14 protein-coding genes and 1 pseudogene are annotated in these 20,415 nt (G+C 34.2%); 9 read left to right on the top strand and 6 right to left on the bottom strand.

Annotated features, from left to right (window positions below; genetic code table 11):
* Nucleotides 1-80: 80 nt before the first annotated feature.
* Both ASJ80_RS06300 and ASJ80_RS06295 read right to left on the bottom strand, forming a co-directional pair.
* Nucleotides 81-872: a DUF63 family protein gene (locus ASJ80_RS06300; RefSeq protein ID WP_069585525.1), complete on the bottom strand. Its 792-nt coding sequence runs from the start codon at nucleotides 870-872 to the stop codon at nucleotides 81-83.
* A gap of 105 nt (nucleotides 873-977) precedes the next feature.
* Entirely contained in the window at nucleotides 978-1,421 is a 444-nt protein-coding gene (locus tag ASJ80_RS06295; RefSeq protein ID WP_069585523.1) for a universal stress protein, read from the bottom strand.
* A gap of 67 nt (nucleotides 1,422-1,488) precedes the next feature.
* On the opposite strand from ASJ80_RS06295, the gene ASJ80_RS06290 reads away from it, so the two are divergent.
* Nucleotides 1,489-1,992, top strand: coding sequence for an archaemetzincin family Zn-dependent metalloprotease (locus tag ASJ80_RS06290; RefSeq protein WP_069585519.1), 504 nt, complete (start codon nucleotides 1,489-1,491; stop codon nucleotides 1,990-1,992).
* Nucleotides 1,993-2,030: 38 nt separating this feature from the next.
* Here the strand turns inward: ASJ80_RS06290 and ASJ80_RS06285 are convergent, their stop codons facing one another.
* The 3 genes from ASJ80_RS06285 to ASJ80_RS06275 all read right to left on the bottom strand — a co-directional run bounded on the left by ASJ80_RS06285 (nucleotide 2,031) and on the right by ASJ80_RS06275 (nucleotide 4,587).
* Nucleotides 2,031-2,714: a zinc-ribbon domain-containing protein gene (locus ASJ80_RS06285; RefSeq protein WP_069585515.1), complete on the bottom strand. Its 684-nt coding sequence runs from the start codon at nucleotides 2,712-2,714 to the stop codon at nucleotides 2,031-2,033.
* A 137-nt stretch (nucleotides 2,715-2,851) separates the two neighbouring features.
* Nucleotides 2,852-3,499 carry a PHP domain-containing protein gene (locus tag ASJ80_RS06280; RefSeq protein ID WP_069585511.1) on the bottom strand — a complete coding sequence of 216 codons (648 nt, stop codon included), beginning with the start codon at nucleotides 3,497-3,499 and terminating at the stop codon, nucleotides 2,852-2,854.
* Nucleotides 3,500-3,558: 59 nt separating this feature from the next.
* Nucleotides 3,559-4,587, bottom strand: coding sequence for a DUF1786 domain-containing protein (locus ASJ80_RS06275; RefSeq protein WP_069585509.1), 1,029 nt, complete (start codon nucleotides 4,585-4,587; stop codon nucleotides 3,559-3,561).
* Nucleotides 4,588-5,107: 520 nt separating this feature from the next.
* Between ASJ80_RS06275 and ASJ80_RS06270 the strand changes: the two genes are divergently transcribed.
* From ASJ80_RS06270 to ASJ80_RS06235, 6 genes and pseudogenes are all read left to right on the top strand, one after another.
* Nucleotides 5,108-7,564: a chitobiase/beta-hexosaminidase C-terminal domain-containing protein gene (locus ASJ80_RS06270; RefSeq protein ID WP_176720327.1), complete on the top strand. Its 2,457-nt coding sequence runs from the start codon at nucleotides 5,108-5,110 to the stop codon at nucleotides 7,562-7,564.
* 343 nt (nucleotides 7,565-7,907) lie between these two features.
* Nucleotides 7,908-14,714 carry a pseudomurein-binding repeat-containing protein gene (locus tag ASJ80_RS06265; RefSeq protein WP_069585504.1) on the top strand — a complete coding sequence of 2,269 codons (6,807 nt, stop codon included), beginning with the start codon at nucleotides 7,908-7,910 and terminating at the stop codon, nucleotides 14,712-14,714.
* 557 nt (nucleotides 14,715-15,271) lie between these two features.
* Nucleotides 15,272-16,093: a cysteine peptidase family C39 domain-containing protein gene (locus ASJ80_RS06255; protein WP_083241062.1), complete on the top strand. Its 822-nt coding sequence runs from the start codon at nucleotides 15,272-15,274 to the stop codon at nucleotides 16,091-16,093.
* A gap of 576 nt (nucleotides 16,094-16,669) precedes the next feature.
* Nucleotides 16,670-16,969: pseudogene (locus ASJ80_RS06245) on the top strand (hypothetical protein); the annotation flags it as partial.
* Between the two features lie 11 nt (nucleotides 16,970-16,980).
* Nucleotides 16,981-17,613, top strand: a complete 633-nt coding sequence (locus ASJ80_RS06240) for a hypothetical protein (protein ID WP_141705217.1) — start codon at nucleotides 16,981-16,983, stop codon at nucleotides 17,611-17,613.
* 171 nt (nucleotides 17,614-17,784) lie between these two features.
* Entirely contained in the window at nucleotides 17,785-18,174 is a 390-nt protein-coding gene (locus tag ASJ80_RS06235) for a hypothetical protein (protein WP_176720326.1), read from the top strand.
* A gap of 72 nt (nucleotides 18,175-18,246) precedes the next feature.
* Here the strand turns inward: ASJ80_RS06235 and ASJ80_RS06230 are convergent, their stop codons facing one another.
* The gene (locus ASJ80_RS06230; protein WP_069585481.1) at nucleotides 18,247-18,735 is read right to left on the bottom strand and encodes a PepSY domain-containing protein; all 489 of its coding nucleotides are present in this window, start codon (nucleotides 18,733-18,735) and stop codon (nucleotides 18,247-18,249) included.
* Nucleotides 18,736-19,254: 519 nt separating this feature from the next.
* Here ASJ80_RS06230 and ASJ80_RS16620 point away from each other — a divergent pair.
* Nucleotides 19,255-19,746, top strand: coding sequence for a hypothetical protein (locus tag ASJ80_RS16620; protein ID WP_141705216.1), 492 nt, complete (start codon nucleotides 19,255-19,257; stop codon nucleotides 19,744-19,746).
* 140 nt (nucleotides 19,747-19,886) lie between these two features.
* Entirely contained in the window at nucleotides 19,887-20,063 is a 177-nt protein-coding gene (locus tag ASJ80_RS16990; protein WP_176720325.1) for a hypothetical protein, read from the top strand.
* The last annotated feature ends 352 nt before the right edge of the window (nucleotides 20,064-20,415 follow it).

Raw genomic sequence — 20,415 nt, 5'->3', positions numbered from 1 at the left:
GTTTGGTTCTGCTAATACTAATTCATAAAAAAATAATCAATTTTAAAAAGATAGGGTGGGGTCCATTTTAAAAACCAAATTCATGTGCCTATACTCAAACTCAAGAAATCCCTGAGACCAGGTGCAAGTCCCAAAATAAATATGGCCAGCTTTAACATATTTTTAATGGTATCATCTTCAATATATTCATCTATGACATAAATAGCTGCCAATATAACTCCTATTTTTAAAGGAAACATCACTGCTGCTGTCCCAGTAATATTCATAAGTGCAGTTGGAAGAACATGCTGCTCCCCATAGCCGTAAAAATCAATTGCAATAAAAGTTGCTGATGCATCAAATAAATGGGCTGAAAGAATTCCTAAATTAAATTTATCCTTTAAAAGAGTCCATTTTCTTCCTATAAGTGCAAATATTGAAGTCATCACTGCCCAGGTTCCAACAACCTCAAAAAATGTAACCCAATTTAGATGGTTAATACTTAAAATGTTAGGAATACATAACATGGTTCCCACAATCAGTATGAAGTACCTGTAATCAAATTTAGTTTTCTTTTCCACATAAACAGATATCAATAGCGTGGCAATCGCTGCAAAACCCGTTAAAATATATATTCCTGGCGTGACAAGCCACAGGACAAGGGGATAAATTCCATTATCTACAAGTGCCCTTGCACTTGATCCAAAGAATATGAATGGAACTAAAGGGATGAAAAGATCTTTTGGATCCTTTTTAATGTATTTAAACATCTTTATAATTAGTATAACAGCAATTCCAAGTATAATTCCAAAAACTACTGTATTTAAAATGGTATATCCTGGATGAGTGTACAGGAAATTTTGCTGTATGAACTCTGAAATATCTGAAAGCATAGATTTAATAGAAATTTGAATAATTTAAGTTTTTTTATACAGCTACTAAAAAAGTAAATTAAATTAAAATTTATAAATTTAGCTTAATGCTCGATTTTCAGCTTATTAAGAGACCACATTGACAGGGATCTTCGCTTTCCTCACCACTCTGTCAGCGGTGCTTCCAATCAAGAATTTTTCTATACCGTGTTTACCAGATTTTCCAAGTACTATCTGGTCTACACCTTCCTCTTCGGCAGTTTTAATTATGATATCAGCAGGTCTGCCTTCTTTAATCATAGTGACAATATTAACATTTGGACACGTACCTGCACACTGTTCTTCTTCTATCCTTTTTTTAAACTTTTCAACAGCCTCTTTTCCCTCTTTTTTTAAGTTTTCATTAAGCTGATCCCTTAAATCCTGCTGTGGTAATGCATTCAAGTAATCTGCATCAATTACATATAAAACTATGATAGTACCGCCCAAACTCGCCATTGAAATCGCTTCTCCCCCTGCTTTTTCCGCCTGTTTGGAATTATCTGTAGCTAATAACATTTTCTCGACCATAGATTTACCTCCAAATGATTAATATTCCTACTACATATTATGTATAAAAAAGGATAAATAATATACCATGGAAATTCTCATACAATCCATTGGAACAGTGGAAAACAAGCTTCTCAGGACGCTGGAAAAGCCTCTAGAGAAAATATTTGGCATTAACTGCCATGTATCAAATGATATCTTAGAGATACCTGAAAGATCTTATAACCCATCTAGAGACCAGTACCATTCAACAGAAATCCTTTATTCTATGATGAATATCCTAAAAAGAGATTCTAATCATATTCTGGGAGTAACAAATGTAGATTTATATGCTTCACGGATAAATTTTGTCCTTGGAGAAGCTGAATATCCTGGAAATTTTGCAATAATATCTGTAAATAGATTAAAAAGCCCCAATAAAAAATTATTTTTAAAACGAATCTTAACAGAAGCTGTACACGAGTTAGGCCATACTTTTGGACTTCCCCACTGCAAAAATCACCTTTGCGTGATGCATTTCAGCAACAGCGTTGTAGAAACAGATATTAAAGGCCCTGGATTTTGCAGTGATTGTTTGAGTAAGCTTTTTTAGTTATCAGTAAAAAAAATTGAGTTTAATCCTCTAAACTGTTAACCCAGTTTATCAAGATATTTACTTTTTATTTTTTGATATTCTTCCTCTGATATTGCGCCCATATCAAGTAATTCTTTTGCTTTTTTAATTTCATCAAGAATATTGACTTCTGCAGCTGGTTCAGGAATATCTTCCATTCTGCCATTAGATTCACTATCGATTTCTGTATCTAACGCAGCTTCTTTATCATTCCCATCTTTTATAGTTAACAGAACTTCTTTTTCACTGTTCATTTCCATATCAAATGAGTTTGCGTTTTCATTTGGGGCTTCTTTTAAGCTAGCTCCGCAGCCAATACAAAATTTAGAATCCGCATTATTCTTAAAGCCGCATTCCTGACAAATAAGAGAATTCATATCAATTTCATCCGCTTCAGATGTGTTTACGCTGCTTTCAAGTAAGTTGCTTCCACAACCGATGCAAAATTTGGAATCTATTTTATTTTCAGTTCCGCAGCCCTGACACACAATCAAGTTAGACTTAGGTTCATTTATTTTAAGAGTATATACAGGGGGTTTATTTAATTCATTCCCGCAACCGATGCAAAACTTCGCGTTTTCAAGGTTTACAGTGTGGCATTTTGAGCAAATAACTTCATCTGTTTTATTAAGTTCTTCATCTGGATTTATGCCTCTCCTCCTCAATTCCAGTCTTCTCTTTATTTCTTCGTTTGAAACCATGGTTTTCCCCTCTCAGTCCAATGATTATAGCACTGAATATTAAATTGTCAAAGATTATTTTAAACTTTTCTAAAGTTTTCAGTATCTCGTACTATATTATTCTTAGGTCTAGATCTAAAGTATGCTACTCCCTAACTTTAAATTCGCTTAATTTTCTTATTGATAACTTCCTTTATTATCAAAGGCAGGGGAGTTCTGTCTCCAAATACATTGGTTTTTCCAGATAAAATTGCCTCTATTATACTATCAACAGAAAAATCAGCGTCAAATTCTGTAACACAGCTTCCAATTGCGCCCAGGAAATGTGCATCACTTGCACCAATTTGAGGTATTCCCCTTTCCTCAGCAAGATTCTTTGCCTTCCAGTTGGAATATCCGAAGATATACCTTGAATTTAATGTTTCCATAGCATCTATATCTAACTTTTTGATCCTATCGCATAATCCTTCCCTGTAACGCACAAATGGGTGTGGAGCAATAGCAATTCCACCAGCTTCCCTTATTGCCTCAACTGTTTCTTCAGGAGACAATCCTCTTTTTATCTCTTCATTTATTCCTATTGCCACTATATGGCCTTTGCTGCTGCTTACTTCCATTGCAGGCAGTACTATAAAATCTTCCATATCTTTAGATTCTTCAATTCCAACAATTGAGCCTTTAATGCTGTTATGATCAGCTATAGCAATTGCATCCAGCCCTATACTTCGGGCCTTCTTAACTATATCTCTAGGACGCGCTGTTGAGTCACTAGAGTACGTACTATGTATATGTGGATCTAATATCATTTATAAATCCTCTTATTTTTTGTATTTTTCAGACGCATACATCCTTAGATACATAAAAATTAACCATTTTTAGATCGGATGGCTTTTATAAGTCCTGCAGGTCCTGTCATCATCACATCTCCTGCAGGAGCTGCGTAATGCACATTAAAATTTGTTTTCTCTAAAACATTTCTGCGGGGTCCTGTTGCAACTATAGCTTCAAAATCACCTATTGGTTTTAAAGACCATGCCCCATGCCCGTGATCTTCATGTACTTCTTCATGAGTTATAGTTCCATCTGCAAGTTTATTAACAAATAGATCTATCTTATCAGGCGTCATATTACGAGTATGGTGTTCAAATACACCCACTATTTTTCCCCCGTCAAATGCTGCCGCCAGAGTATGGCCGTTTCCAATATCCATAACTATGAACTTTTCAAGGGTTTTTACATACCTGTCACATGTTGCACCGCAGACAGACGCAAATTTAGAATCCATTACAGTAGTGTTATAATTGTTAAATGACCGCAGTACTGCATTAATTCTTGTAAAATAAGAGGGAGCTTCACCAAAATATGCAAACTCTTCTGGCCCTTTTGGAACGTCCAGTTTTTCCCTTATTTTCATGAATCTGAAATCTCTATCTCCAACACCTTCCATATATCCATGATCCTGGACAGCTACTCCTAAATAATCAAAACCGGGATCTACATCGAATTCAGCCAGTGCACTTTTTATGGCATCCAGATCAACATCTTTAAACTCTATTTGAGTTAAATCCGAATATTTTTCTGCTTCAGAGGAGGGCACTATCTCCACCCCTAATGACTTTACATAATCCAAATTGTCTCTTATGGTCCTTGCAGCATTTTCCGTCATGAGAACCCTGTGATCTTTTAAATGTTCCTTTACAACTTTAGTTATAAATCCTCCACCCATAGTTTCGCCTTTTATAAATAAATCTCCCTCTGATTCAGCTATTCTATCTGCGATTATCCTTGTTGGAGAGGGCATTACCAGTTTTGGAGAATTTTCAATGGACTCCTTGCTGTCATAAAACATGATATCTTGAGTACCTAAACCTACGTCAATGGTTAAAATCTTCATGTTAGTATATTTGATTTTATATTATAATAAAGCATCAAATTGGATACGTACTTATATTAAGTACCTGTTCCGTATTCAGGAAATAATTTGTTGAACAATTAATACACCGAGTAATATTTAATCCTCATTTTCTTTTTGTATTTTAAACTTTTTAGATATTATACTTTTTAATATTTCCAATAAATTAATCATACAAGTTTAATTAAGTATTAAGCAGGTTAAATTCATTTATACAAAAAATTAGTATGTTTAATCTAGAAGTTACATAAATGTGATTACCTATGCCTTGATCATTTATTACTAAATTTTATTATATAGCAAAATTTAAATATGAATCTAAAAATAAGATTATTCCCATAATAGATTTTTAACAAATCTATAAAAATATAATAAATTTACACTATTATATTTAAAAAATGAGGATACTTGATAAGCAAATATGAATAAAAATAAAAGATTATTTAACTTATAATATGCAAAGGGGGCGGAAAAAATACGTAAAAGTTATTTAATGTTAATATTGTTTATTTTAGCTTTTTTTATAACTGTCAGCACCGTTTCGGCAGCAAGTGTTACGCCTAATCAGGTTGCCAATTCGTCAACTGCTGTTAAAAATTATGTAGATACAAACCACAAGCTTCCAGGCAGCGTGAATATATCTGGAAATAATGTGAACATGTCTAATTATTTAGGAGTCTCAACATCAGCAGTATTAAACATCAATAAAGGTTCAAACACTGCAATTGCAATAAAAAGCTTTGGAAAAGCAGTTTCTCCTTCAGAAACCATCAAAACACAAACTATCAGCAAAGCAGAATACTTAGACATGGCAAACCGTGTAAGGTCTTACATGGACAAAAATGGGCGTGCGCCTAATTATGTTACTCAAACCAGTACTGGAAAAACCATCCGTTACGAATCAATGATTTACATGTTTTCACAGGTTTTGAACTATTACAATACCAATAAAGTTCTACCAAACAGCGTTACAGTAAAATCATGGGCAACTGTCACCTCAAATCCAAATATAATAGGCAAAACAAGTTATGGATACGTAGAAAAGAAAATTTACGGAAATAAGAGCTCTAATCAGACCATTGTCGTTATAATCGGCATGCACCCCCAAGAAAATGGAATACACACTGCCATTTATAATGCCATAACAAGTAAATCTTCCCAACTCACTAAAAGATACGTTCTTTACTATATTCACGTGACTAAAGATGCCAATGATTACAGCAAAGGAAGGATGAACGGGCAGTTATTAGGTCAAAAGTTTATAGTTCCCGATGTTTCTAAAGAACATCCCATGTTAGTGGTAGACAACCACGAAAACCACGGTACACAGAGTGGATACAAATATTACCGGTTCTTGTACCCTATTTCAAAAACAACCACAACAACAACATACGCCAATAAAATAATTAGTCAAATGAAGTTAATCAACTCAAAGGCGTCCAAATTAGTGATATATACTCCTCCAAATCCAACAAGCCCACAATATGTCACAGAACCAATTAAAAATAAAGGAATAACCACTATAATCTACGAAACTTACCTCAGCGATTCGGCAGCTCAAAAAGCAGTTGATGCAAACGCCCTTATCGATGCGTTGGACAGCTTCGATAAGCCTGCAGATACTAAAAGTCCAAATGTAACTGTTAACCCTGCAGGAGGCCTTTTTAACACCCACCAAACCATTACCTTAACCACCAAAGACCCTGACAGCAGCACAACAACAACTTACTACACCACAGATGGATCTGACCCAAAAACAAGCACCACCCACACTGTATATACTGCTCCAATAACTCTTAGCAGCAATACAACTCTTAAATTCGCCGCAGTTGACCCTGCAAATCACTGGAGCCCGGTCTACACTGAAAATTACATAATTAATTCAGCAATACCACTGGTAACTGCAGATATTGCTGGAGGCGCATATAAGACACCCCAAACTGTCACTTTAACCACCACATGCCCAGACGGGAGCACAACAACTTACTACACTACAAACGGCTCTGACCCTACAACAAGCGGCACAGTTTATTCTGGCCCGATCCAGATAGATAGTACAACAGGACTTCTATTTGCTGCATTTAATAATCTCTACAGAAATTGGGGCCCAGTTTCCAGTCAAATTTATATAATTGACAGCACTGCACCAACAGCAGGGGTAAATCAACCAGGTGGGACATACAATATTTCAAAAAGTGTGGCTTTGGCAGCTTATGACGACCAAGACCCAAATCCAACAATATATTATACCACTGATGGATCTGACCCTAAAACAAGCAGTAAGCGTGTGAAATACACTTCACCAATTAATATAAGCTCCACAACTACACTAAAATTCTATGCAGTTGATAAAGCAGGAAACGAAGCAGATGTTTCCACTGAAACATATATCATTGACAAAACAGCACCTACAGCATCGGCTAACATTAAAGGTGGGACTTATAACACTGCTAAAAACATTACCTTAAAAATGAATGAAGCTGGAAATATTTACTACACCACAAATGGAACTACACCAACTGCATCAAGTAAACTCTATACAGCACCAATTGCAATAACATCCACCACCACATTAAAATTCATTGCAATCGATAAATTAGGGAATAAATCCCCAGTTTACACAGAAAAATACACCATTGACAAAACAGCGCCAAAAATAACCTCAACCAATCCAAAAAACAAAGCTACAAGGTATTCAAGAACAGCTGCTATCACCATTAAATTCAGCGAAAACATCAAAGCAAGCACTAACTGGTCCAAAATTTACATTAAAAACATGAAAACAGGTAAAATAGCCGCAATAACTAAAAAAATAAGCGGTAACACATTGACCCTTAAAATGAACTTAAAGAGATATGGTTACACATGGTACCAGGTTTACATTCCATATTACGCTGTTAAAGATGCTGCAGGGAACAATTTAGCTAAAAGTTATGTTTTTAAGTTTAAAACAGGGTAATAAACCCCTTCTTTTTTTCTTTTTAAACGCAAATTATTAACATTCTCATAATCTTATTTTTGTATATTCCATAATTATTACTAAATAATATAAAATTATGATTTAATTCACAACAAATGTAATAAAAACATACTGAAATTCACAATAATATGCTTAAAAACATAAGCCTAAGTGACAACTAGTCATACTCGAAAAGAAAATAGTATTTCTTTTCAATAGAAAGGGGGTGAAAATATTACAAAGGAAACAACTTTTTGACTATTAATAATACTATTTTAAACTTTATTACGAAGTATCTGTAGCAAATGACACAGATACTACCAAAAAATGCTGGAGGTGAATTATGAAGAATATTAAAAGAATTTTAATATTAATAAGCTTTTGTATGGTATTAGCCCTATTTATGGGAGTTGTTTCAGCAGCGAGTTTGAATCTCACTGAAACGGAACTGGCTTCAGAAGGGGTTAAAAATTATACGGAAGCTCATGGTAATATACCTGGTTATGTGATGGTATCTGATAAGAACAGTAGTGCACCATCGTTTTTAAAGACGCTTACTAAGACTACGGTGCAGCTTAATTCAGGTTCCACAGCACCTGTAAATATAAGCAGCGTAAGTAGTCCTACTGGTCCTTCAGGGTCAGCAACAGGCAACTTGTACAAAGCTGATTATGTTACGGTTGCAAATAATGTGTATAATTATATAAATACAAATGGTCGGGCGCCTAATTATGCGTCCAGCAGTTTAGGAAACATCCGTTATGAATCACTCGTTTACACGTATTCTAAAGTGGTAAACTTTTATCAGGATAATGGATACCTCCCAAATTACGTTTCGGTAGTTTATTATACTGGTGTGGATTCTACGGGTGTGGTAATAGATAACGTCCCCCCCAGTGTGAGTAATAGTCTTGCGCCGGGTTCATACAGTACTGCACAAAGTGTGACTTTAACAGCTACTGACAGCCATGATTCAAACCCAAAAGTTTATTACAGCACAAATAACGGCACTACATGGAATAATCAGGTTAAAACAGTCGCATTAAGTCTTGGTCAAGGAGTAACAACTTTAAAATACTATGGCCGGGATGCAGCAGGTAATCAGGGAGCGACACAAACTGCAACTTATACCATCGACACTAACATGCCAAACTTCAGTTTGGACGATTTAGAATATGCATCAAGTTCAGTACAGACATATGTGGAAGCTAATCACCATTTACCAGCTAATGTGACCATTAATGGAACAACAGTGAACATGGCCCAATTCCTGAAACTTATAGCCACGGCAGCAATAAATATAAATGGCAGCCTAAACTCTTCAATTTCCCTGGGAAATTACACGGCAGCGACTAACCCTTCAGAAACCATAACTACAAGTGGAAATCTCAACAAAACAGATTATTTAAACCTTGCAAACAGTATTAAATCATATATGGACTCTAATGGAAGGGCACCCGACTATAGAACAATCAGTCTAGGAAACATGCGTTATGAATCGCTTGTATACACATTTGCCCAAATTCTAAAATCATACCAGGTGGCAGAAATTTTACCCAACTACATTATAGTCAACCCCTGGACAACTGTTGCAAACAACAGCACTGCATTCATAACTATGGATCAAATACGGAATGCTGCTGATACTGTGCAGTCTTACATAGAAACTAAACATCAGTTACCTGATCACGTAACCATTCTGGGTTCTAAAGTAAGCATGCCTAATTTCCTGAAACTTGAAATCACATACCTGGTTAATGCTAATGATAACCTATACCAGTCAATTATTCTACGCAATTATAATACAGCACCAAATCCTTATGAAAGCATCACTGGCGGAAATCTAAACAGCACAGATTATTTAGACGCTGCAAATAGAATTATCAATTTCATGGATATCAATGGATACACACCAAACTACGTAACGACTGTAAGAGGATACATACGTTATGAATCACTGGTTTACACGTACGCTGAAATAATCAACTCAGCCAGCAATAAACTACGTCTGCCAGGTTATATAACACTTACTCCCTGGACAACTGTTACAAACAGTAATACTGTGTTTATAACTATGGATCAGATAAACACAGTAGTTTGGACTGTTAAAAATTATGTAGAAACTAACCATGCGCTTCCAAGCAGTGTAACCATATCTGGAAGGCAAATTACAATGCCTCAATTCCTGAAACTGGAACTTACATCACTTAAAAATATCTATGCAGGCTTATACCAATCAATTGTTCTTCAAAGTTACAGTGCACCGGCCAGTCCCTCTGAAACACTGGCAAGTGGAAAAATTAACTATGAAAATTATTTAACTGTTGCAGATAATGTCCTCTCTTTCATGAATTCCAATGGACAAGCACCAAACTATGCATGGACTTCACAGGGAAACATGCGATATGAAGGTTTAGTCCACATGTACAGCCAGATCATAAACTACTACAACGTAAACGATAAACTTCCACAGTATGTCACAGTCAACCCATGGACAACTGTTGCAAGTCCAGGTACTGTAACTTTCAACGCGGGCCAGATAATCAGCGGGGCAGAAACTGTAAAAACCTATATAGAAACCCATCATGCCCTTCCAAGCAGCGTAACCATATCTGGAACTGCTGTAAGCATGCCTCAATTCCTGAAACTGTTAACCACCACATTACACAACATAAATAGTACCTATACTGGCCAATTAGTTCTAGGAAGTTACGGACCACCTACAGACACACCAGAAACCGTAACTGGCGGCACTCTTAACCAAACACAATATCTTGACCTTGCAAGACAGGTAGAATTTTTCATGTACGGTGATGAAAGAGCACCTAACTACCAAAGCAGCAGTCTAGGAAATATATGCTACCAATCACTGATCTACATGTACAGCCAGGTTTTAAGTTCTTACAAGACGAATAATTATACCTTGCCAGATATGATCACAGTGAGGCCATGGTCAGTTGTTTCAAATGCAAATACTGCATTTATAACTACAGATCAAATTAAAAATGCTGCAGGAACTGTAAAATCATACGTAGAAACAAACCACGCTCTCCCAAGTAGCGTAACCATATCTGGAATTTCTGTAAGTATGCCTAAGTTTTTAAAACTTCTAGCTACTGCAGTAACAAACATAAATGGAAAATTAAACGCGACAATTGTTTTACAGAGTTACAATACACCGAGCAGCCCTTCTGAAACTGTAACTGGAGGAAGTCTTAACAATACAGATTATCTCAGCCTTGCAAATAACATAATCTCTTATATGGATTCCAACGGACAAGCACCTAACTATACCTCCAGTAACCTAGGAAATATACGTTATGAATCACTGGTCTATCTGTACTCTTTAATTATGGATTATTATGGTAATAGAACAGAATTACCACAAAATGTCACTGTAACTCCATGGTCAGTTGTTTCAAATGCAAACACCGCTTTCTTTACGAATAATCAGGTAGAAAACGCAGCCAAAACAGTACAGTCTTACATAGAAACTAACCATCAATTACCAACTAATGTAACTATTAATGGAACTGTTGTGACTATGTCTCAATTCTTACAACTTGCAACTACTGCATTATTAAACATAGATCAGTCTCTGTACACATCCATTTCGCTTAAAAGTTACAATGCAGCTACAAGTCCATCAGAAACCGTAACTACTAATGGAACTATTGCTGATACAGATTACATAAACCTTGCAAATGATATAATTTCTTATATGTATACTAATGGAAAAGCACCCGATTACAGAACTATTAACATGGGTAACTTACGCTTTGAATCACTGGTTTACATATACAGCCAAATTTTAAGCTCTTACAATGCAACAAGTACCCTACCAGAATTTATCACTGTGACTCCATGGTCAATTGTTTCAAATCCAAGTACAATGTTTATAACAACAGACCAGATAAAAAATGCATCACAAACAGTTAAATCCTATGTTGATACTAATCACGCACTTCCAAGCAGTGTAACTATATCGGGAACTGCTGTAACTATGCCTCAATTCCTTAAGCTCACAGCTAATGCAATCATAAATATTGAAAGCTATTTGAACACTTCCATAATCTTGGATAGTGCTGGAGCCCCAACAGGCCCTGCAGAAAACATAACCAGCGGAACTATAGTTAACAGTGAATTTGTGGACATGGCTAAATACATTAAATCTTACATGGACTCACATGGAACAGCACCTAACAATGTCACAAACACAAGCATAGGAGACACAATGCGTTATGAATCACTGATTTACATGTTCTCCAAAATAATGACATCTTACAACGCTAATGAAACCGCTCCTGAAGAAGTTTCGGTTATTCCATGGTTAGCATTGTCCAATCCTAACGGGACTTTTAATTTCAGAACTCAGGAAATATTTAACAGCATACAGGAAGCTATAGATGATGTAGACACTATAAGTGGTGACACCATATGGCTGGAAAAATCCACATACTTGGAAAACGTTGTAATAAACAAAAAAGTTACTATAAGGCCAATTTCTGATCTTAATGTGACAATACAGGCTTTAAATTCTAGTCTACCAATATTTACCATAAACATTGGCGGAAATGGCACAACTATACAAGATCTTATCCTGAATGGATCTACTGGAAATGCGGGTATCTATATCAACAATTCAAATGAAAACCAAATACTTGGAAATAATATAACAAACAGTAATAATGGTATATACATCTACAACTCTAAGGAAAATGTGATTTCTGGAAATAACATATTAAACAACAGTGTAAACGGCGTACTTATCAGCACAGGATCTGAAAATGAAATATCAAGCAATAAAATTACTTCAAATGCTTTTGCTGGAATTAACATCCAGAATTCAGATAAGAACAGAATTTGCAGTAATATCCTCTCTAATAATATGGATGGAATCTATCTAAATAACTCTTCGACAGAGGTTCACTTTAACCAGATTGTTGGAAATAGTAGATATGGACTTTATAATTTAGGTAATGGTACTGTTAATGCGACTAATAACTGGTGGGGTTCTAATAACCCAATTGTATCCTCAACCAACCCTAGTGATATTAACATAGCTGGTGGAAATGTAACATACAACCCATGGTTAATACTATCTATAAACAGTTCTACTGACCGCTCAGACCGCAACGGCACATATTATAACTACAAGATAACTGCTGATTTAACCCACAACAACCAGGGAAATGACACATCATCAGACGGTAATATACCTGATGACATACCAGTTTATTTCAACTCAACAATTGGAACTATTAATACTTCAGGATCCACTAAAAAAGGTAAAGCAGAGCTTAAACTCACAAGCACAACATCAGGCACAGCTAATGTCTCAGCAACTCTAGATAACCAAACAGTATCCCAATCAGTCAACATAACCAGTGTAAATGTACTGGGAGTATATAATACCAGGACTCAAGAAAGTTTTGCCAGCATACAGGAAGCAATAGACGATGCTGATACAAGAGATGGGGATACTCTAACTATAGCAGAAGGTACCTACACCGAAAATGTCGCTGTTAACAAAAGAATTAAAATTGAATCAGCTACAGGAGCGAATGTAATTGTTAAACCACTTAAATCTGATAAAAGCGTTATTTTGGTGGTTAATTCAGGTAGTGGAACGACTATACAAGGACTTAACATTATTGGTGCAGGTATTTCTTATGGTATATCGTTAAGTCATGCCTATGACTGCACCATAAAGAATAATGTTATAAGTAATAGTAGCCGAAATATCTATTTATACTTGTCAGGAAACAATAATATTACAGAAAACACGATAAAAAATGGTATTAATGGAATATCTCTTTATAAATCTGGTGGTAACAGTATATCGTATAACCTTATAACAAAGAATGAAAATGGTATATACGCTGTACTTTCAAATTACAACGTAATAACTGAAAACAATATAAGTAATAATTACTATGGAAATTATATGTTCCATTCTAACAATATCAACATAAGTGGAAACAATGTTACAGTTAATTGGGTGGGAATTTATTTTTATGATACCAACAACAATTGTGTAACTGGAAACAATCTTAATGATAATGGTGCAGGAATCACTTACTACAACTCCATTGGCACTATTATATCAGGGAATAGTTTCACTGACAACTGGCTTACAGATACTTCAGTAGTAGATTCTGGTGATGTGATAATGGCCACAACTATCTACACCTGTGGACCTGCAGCTTTAGCCACAATCCTGAAAAGTATAGGAATTTATACCACAGAAGCTGAAATGGCAAAAATAGCAGGTACAGACGAAACCGGAACTAGTTTATTGGGTTTAAAACATGCAGCTAATGCTAAGGGAATAAATGCATATGGCTATGAATTAACTGTTGAACAACTTCAAACCAATTATATTGTGGTTTTAAAAATCAATGGTTATAACCACTTTGACGTTATACAAAACATAACTAATGACACAGTAACTTTATTCGATCCTAACTTAGGAATTATACAAATGAATTTAACTACCTTCAATGAACTATACACTGGATATGCATTCGTCTTAAACGAGGAGATACCAGGTGCTGTACAGTTGACTGATAACGAGATGAGTGGTATCAAAGGACTGTGGCATACAGTAAGAACAATAAAATGGCGTTGGCATCCTGCTGAGTGGAGATATTATACTATTGTAATAGATAGATATATCCCTTATCCAGTTATAAGATGGTCGTATTTTCCCGGATGGACTATTTGGACACCATGGGGTAATAGAGTAGTAGGCAATTTCTGGTATCCTTCAGGCATTACAATACACTACTATCACCTATACATCAAACATAAAATATGGTATTATGTGCCAGGATATTTCGAATCGTACGTGGCTTATGTAAGAGAAGCAGAACAAAAGGACATAAACTATAAAAACTTCATTGGAGCAACTGCTACTTTAGCTAGTGCAGGTTACTTTGGAGTGGAAACCGTTGGAACAAGTTTAATCTCTGGTGTAGGTTCGATCTTAACACATGGAACTGCCGCATCCGGAATTTTCACTGCAATGGGTGTCTATTCAACTGACTTTACCAATATTGTTAATCCGGATCCTAATCCCACTGGAGCAGGAGAGGGATATGTAAATTGTATAGACCCTAGTATGGAGTGGATGATTATGAGCAAGTGATTTATTCAGTGCTAAACGTGGATACTTCTCTATGAGAAAAAGAGTAACTAACAGGATACCTCTATGTTAAATAAAGTGTTTTATTAGACACTTTATTTAATACTTTTTTAGGAATCTAAAGAATTTAAAGAGGCAAAGAAAATGAACAAAAGAAATTTTTTTATTATCATGTTAATGATATTAGTGGGTGTATTTTTCAATTACTTATCTTCAGGAAATCCGGGATTACTAGTACTTTGTTTGGGCATTATAGGAGTATTGATTTCTACATCTAAGCTCATTAATTACAATCGTATTGTTTATTACGTAATTTTTTTATCCATAATAGTAGTTCAAAGTATAATATTGATTGATAACTATTTATATAAACTAACATATCTACAGAACAGTAGAGAATACGCATTTTTTGCTTTTGGAGTTTTAGCATATGTTGTTGTCATTTCATTACTTTTTAAACCCAATATCTTTAAGGAAAATTATTGACTATAACTTATTATTCATGATTGATAATCTGTTTGTATAATAAAATTTACACCACCTAAGCTAAACTCGCTGAACTGGTAGGAACAGATGAAACTGGAACAAGCCTGTACGGATTGAAAACAGCAGCTCTAGCTAAAGGGGCAACTGCAGTGGGAGCAATATTAGACATAGATCAGCTTAGATCTAACTATATAATAGTTCTATCCATCAATGGAATTAATCACTTCGAAGTTGTGCAAAATATCACAGATACAACTGCGTATCTATTTGACCCTGACCTGGGAAACATTGAAATGACAATGGATAAATTCAACGAACTCTACACTGGATATGCACTAGTAATATCAAATGGTACTATACAAATAAATGGTACATTATTAACGGACTATGAAATGCAGAATATCAAAGCATTAGCATATAAAGTCCGTAAAACCGTTACAAAAGTGTGGGTACCTGGATACTACTATAAAGCAGGAAAACGGTGGGTAGACACTAGTTATTCTATACCAATACCTTATTTAGTTTTTGTTAGGGGATATTGGATTCATTGGGGTCCTTTTTACTGGTATGTATTCCCACATCCTGAACTCCGCGTAAAATGGGTCAAAATAAATAGGGGGTACTGGAAAACAATATGGAAATACAAGCCAGGTTACTGGACAAAGAGGACAACATTCGAAGTAGTCAAGAAATACAACTGGGAAAACGAAAAGCATATACTTGCAGGTGCAAGTAAAGTCGGATTTTATTTGTGGGCAAGTGTAGCCGTTACGGCTTATACGGGACCCGGAGGACTAAGTGTCATAGTCGGTGGTGTTAACCCTTTGTTTCTTGGAGGTATTCAGGAGGTTCAAGACTATTGGAATAATCCAGCATGGGTCTATGAAACTGAATAATACTGTGAATCTAGTGAAAGATCTATGAATTAAGCCAAAATCAAAAAAAAATTTTTATTTTTTTTTATTTTTAATAATTCAAATGATTTAAAAATTTAATAGAATAGTATAGCGGTGAGTGAAATTGAAAAAATATGAAAGTAAAATTAGCATAATTTTAATTCAAATTATCCTGATTATTAGTGGTATATTGTTATTATTTAATTTTCTATTCAGCTTTTTAAGTTCTAAATCTACTTTAGATCTATATTTCTTCCTTCCACTGTTCATTATTTTAGTAGGTATATTCCTAAATGGAATTTATTTATCTAAAAAATTTTTTATTGCTTGTTTAAGTATAATACTATTTCAAGTGGTAGTATGGATACTATTTTATCTATATTTGCCTTTTAAATTGTCAATAGAATTTTATACTCAAGTAGGATCTGTTATATTTATATTATTACTCGTTGTATATGCTAAAAATAGAGGAAAATTTTTAAAATAGAACACTATGTGTAATTTAGAATTAAACTGCAGACAGACGATGGAATATATAATGAGATATGAAATGAACTAGATTTCACAGGTACAGACGAAACTGGAACAAGTTTGTACGGATTGAAAACAGCAGCACTAGCCAAAGGAGCAACTGCAATAGGAGTAAGATTAACCGTTGATCAACTTGAAACCAATTATATGGTAGTTCTATCCATCAATGGAGTTAATCACTTCGAAGTTGTGCAAAACATGGAAAAATCAGAGATTTTTCCTGTTGAAAATCATAGATTTTCAAACATCACTAATACAACAGTTTATCTATTCGATCATAACCTGGGAAACATTGAAATGACATTGGCAAATTCAATGAACTCTATACTGGAGTTGCACTGCTAATTAATGGACAAGTGCCAGCAAACGCCACAATCTTAAGTGACAGTGAAATGCAGGCCATCAAAGGAAATTGGCATTATACAAAAGTTGTAAAATTTACAGAATACAAATGGATAAAAGGCTATACTTATTATACCTATAAATGGGTAAAAGGCATAACCATAGGTATTCCTTGGTTAAAATGGGTAGGTACTTCTTATCTTTGGGGTGTGATACCTATACCTCATTTTGAATGGACTACAAGATATGTAACTATAACCAGGGGGCATTGGGTCCGGATAGCTCATCATGTACCTGGGCGTTGGGTCTCGTATAGTTATTATCGCAAGATAAAGATTGAAATCAATGAAGCAAACCTAGAAAGAGCTCTTTTTACTGAAGCAAGTCTATCTTTCGCGACAATAGGTACAGTAAGTGGTATTCTTGAAGGTGCAGTTACTGTTACTAGTGTAGTAGGTGTTTTGAGTGGAGGAAAAATGGCTTTGTGGGATTATAGACTTAATGGAGGAGATTGGTTTAAAGATCCTTGGCTACAAATAAAAGCTGATGGACAAACAATATATCAGGACAACATTGTAGGTGAAGAATTTTTGCGATCAGCAACAGGACAACCATTTGGATATTATTACAACAGATATCCACTATAGATATATATTAAAAAGAGTTTCAAAGAAATCACTCTTTTGCTGTGATTTCTACTTAAAATATTTTTAAGGAGAATATATATTCCATGTTTAGTATAAAAGATAAAGAGGTATTGTTTTTATGAAATCGAAAATCCGGGTTTAATTACAATAGGAGTTGGGATTATATCTTTAATGCTTGTTACTTGGAAGTATTTGATGGGTCCATCATTTAACCTATTTCCATTTTTAATTCTCTCCATGATATTTATTATAACTGGTGTGTTTCAAATTGTAGAATATTATAATAAAACAGTTTATTTTGGAGTGGTAGCAGCGCTTTTAGTGGCAATGTGGATAGACGGTTTAATTCAACCAATTTATCCGGGTGCAAATCAAACAGATACAATATTGTACTACTTAACGCTTGGAATATTTACAATTGTAAGTGCAGGATATGCTTATAATATCATAAATACATGGGAAAAAATAAAAAAAATAATAGGGCATGATAAAGCTTTGAAAGTAAATCCTAATTATATTAAAGCTTTAAATAATAAATACGTTGATTTAACAGCTATCTAAGTCTATTAATTCTTTAGATTTGTTATAAAAAATTTAAAAAACTGTACATAAAAGAGAATGGAATGAAAGTATTTAACAGCTTCCTCCAAGGCATGCACCAGTATGAGCATCTACATCTATAAGGCTTACGGTTTTACCATTCTTAAAAAGAGGCACTCTCCAGATTAGCCGCCCGTTAAATGTAATAAGGCTCGGATAATGTGCAATTACACCTTCGGGTGATGCTGCACTTTGTAAAGCTATTTGTTTTGCTTTTGCAGCACTTATAATATTTGATTTGCTTTTGGAACTGGATGTAGTTTGCGTATCTTGTTTATTTTGAGTATTTTTGGAATTTTGAACATTTTGAGAACTGTTTGATTGTACAGTTTGATTTGGATTAGATGTACCGGTGGTATTTGAGGGGGTACCTGTAGAATTTGAAGTATTATATGTGTTTTGCGCTACAGGAGCATTATTTTGTAGGGTAGTCTTATTTTCAGATTGCATGTATCCTGGAACTACTATAACCGCTCCTAACGCTATTATGCCGATTATAATTAAAATAAATTTTTTCTCCAATATATCATCCCCTTTTACCTTTTTTAAAAATCATATTATTCATTAATATTTCGCTACTAAAGTATTAAATATTTATTATCACCTATTTACAAAATATTCATAATAAATTTACGCTTACTAATTAAACATACTTTATATAAGCTGTTTTTAGTGAAAATTATCCTTTAATCCAATTTGAGTGTATTTAATGTAATAATAAAATTTCAAAAACGAAAAAATATGGTAAATTGTGCGTTTTATATTTTTATCGGCCAATATATGCTTTAATTTATAAATAAATTCAATTATATGAATTTTTGGGCAACAAAAGTTTTTGCAAGCTAGAATAGTCTGATTTTATTCATTTTTAAATTAATTTAATATATTTGGATTATTCTTTTTTCTGTCATTATCTGTTTAAGCGCTTCATCAGCATCTTCATAAGTGACAATTGTCCTGTCGTTTTTTTTGTGCAATTTCCCAGGCTTTTTCACCGAGTTTTTCAAACCTGCATTTAAGGACTGACATACAATAAGAACAGTGAAATGGCGTTGGCATCAGGGTGAGTGGAAATATCGTACTATTGTAATAGATAGATATATCCCATATCCAGTTATAAGATGGTCATATTTCCCTAGATGGACTATTTGGGCACCATGGGGCAATAGGGCAGTATGCAATTTCTGGTATCCTTCAGGCATTACAATACACTACTACCCTCTACGATATAAACTTCGAATATATTACTATGTACTATACCTTGAAATGTACGCGGTTTATAAAAGAGTTCCAGATCCAGAGAATGTAGACAAGCAAAAATACTATTCTACACTTTTCACTGTGAGTGAAGTTGAAATGTTATATGGTGAAGGTGTTGAATTAGTAACTCAGAGAAAATATGAGAAAGCACGGAAATGTTTTGATAAAGCCAGTAAGATATATCATGAAGATGCAGCAGTAGGGTATAAAAGTATACCTCTTAAAAAAGAAAGAAAATACCAGGAATCCAAAAAATATCTTGATAATGTGTAAAATTAGATCATAGGTTAGAAAAAGCTAAAAAATCAGGAGAATTACTTTTAGAGAGTTAAAATAAATATAAAAAAGAAACTATCGTGATAATCATGGTTTCATCTTCTTAATGGTTCATTGTATTATAATTGGAGATTATTATGTTTGATACAGTTTTTTATCTTAAATTAATATCAGGTGTCGGTTTTATACTTGCAAGCCTTTTTATTATACGCGAATATAAAATAAATCCTAAAAGATACAAGTACGGACTTTTACCTGCCATTGGATTTTTCTTAGCAGGAATTTTACAACTTATCAGCGCTTTAACATATTAAATACCTTCTTTACACCCACATATAACTTTAAATGAAAAGAACAGATACTGTGATTTAATGAATATAAAAAAAGAAACTGTTTCAATTATTCTAGTTTTCATCTTTCTAACTGCATGTTCTATTACACTCCACAATTACCTATTTCTCACATCTTACGTAATTATGAGTCTTATTGTGTATGATTGGTATAGAAAAAATCCTACAAAACAAAACAAAAATTTATTTTATTTATACTGTATTATCTATCTTTTAGTAGGGATTGGATTTCTTTTAATGGAATACACACTCCAATAACCCATAATAGTAATAGAGTTATTCTCCATACTTAATAAACGGTTAAAATCAAAACATA

Source organism: Methanobacterium bryantii (genome assembly GCF_002287175.1).
Taxonomy (GTDB): domain Archaea; phylum Methanobacteriota; class Methanobacteria; order Methanobacteriales; family Methanobacteriaceae; genus Methanobacterium_D; species Methanobacterium_D bryantii.
The sequence above is the reverse complement of the archived record's forward strand: the minus strand, read 5'-3'. Positions and strand labels throughout refer to the sequence as shown.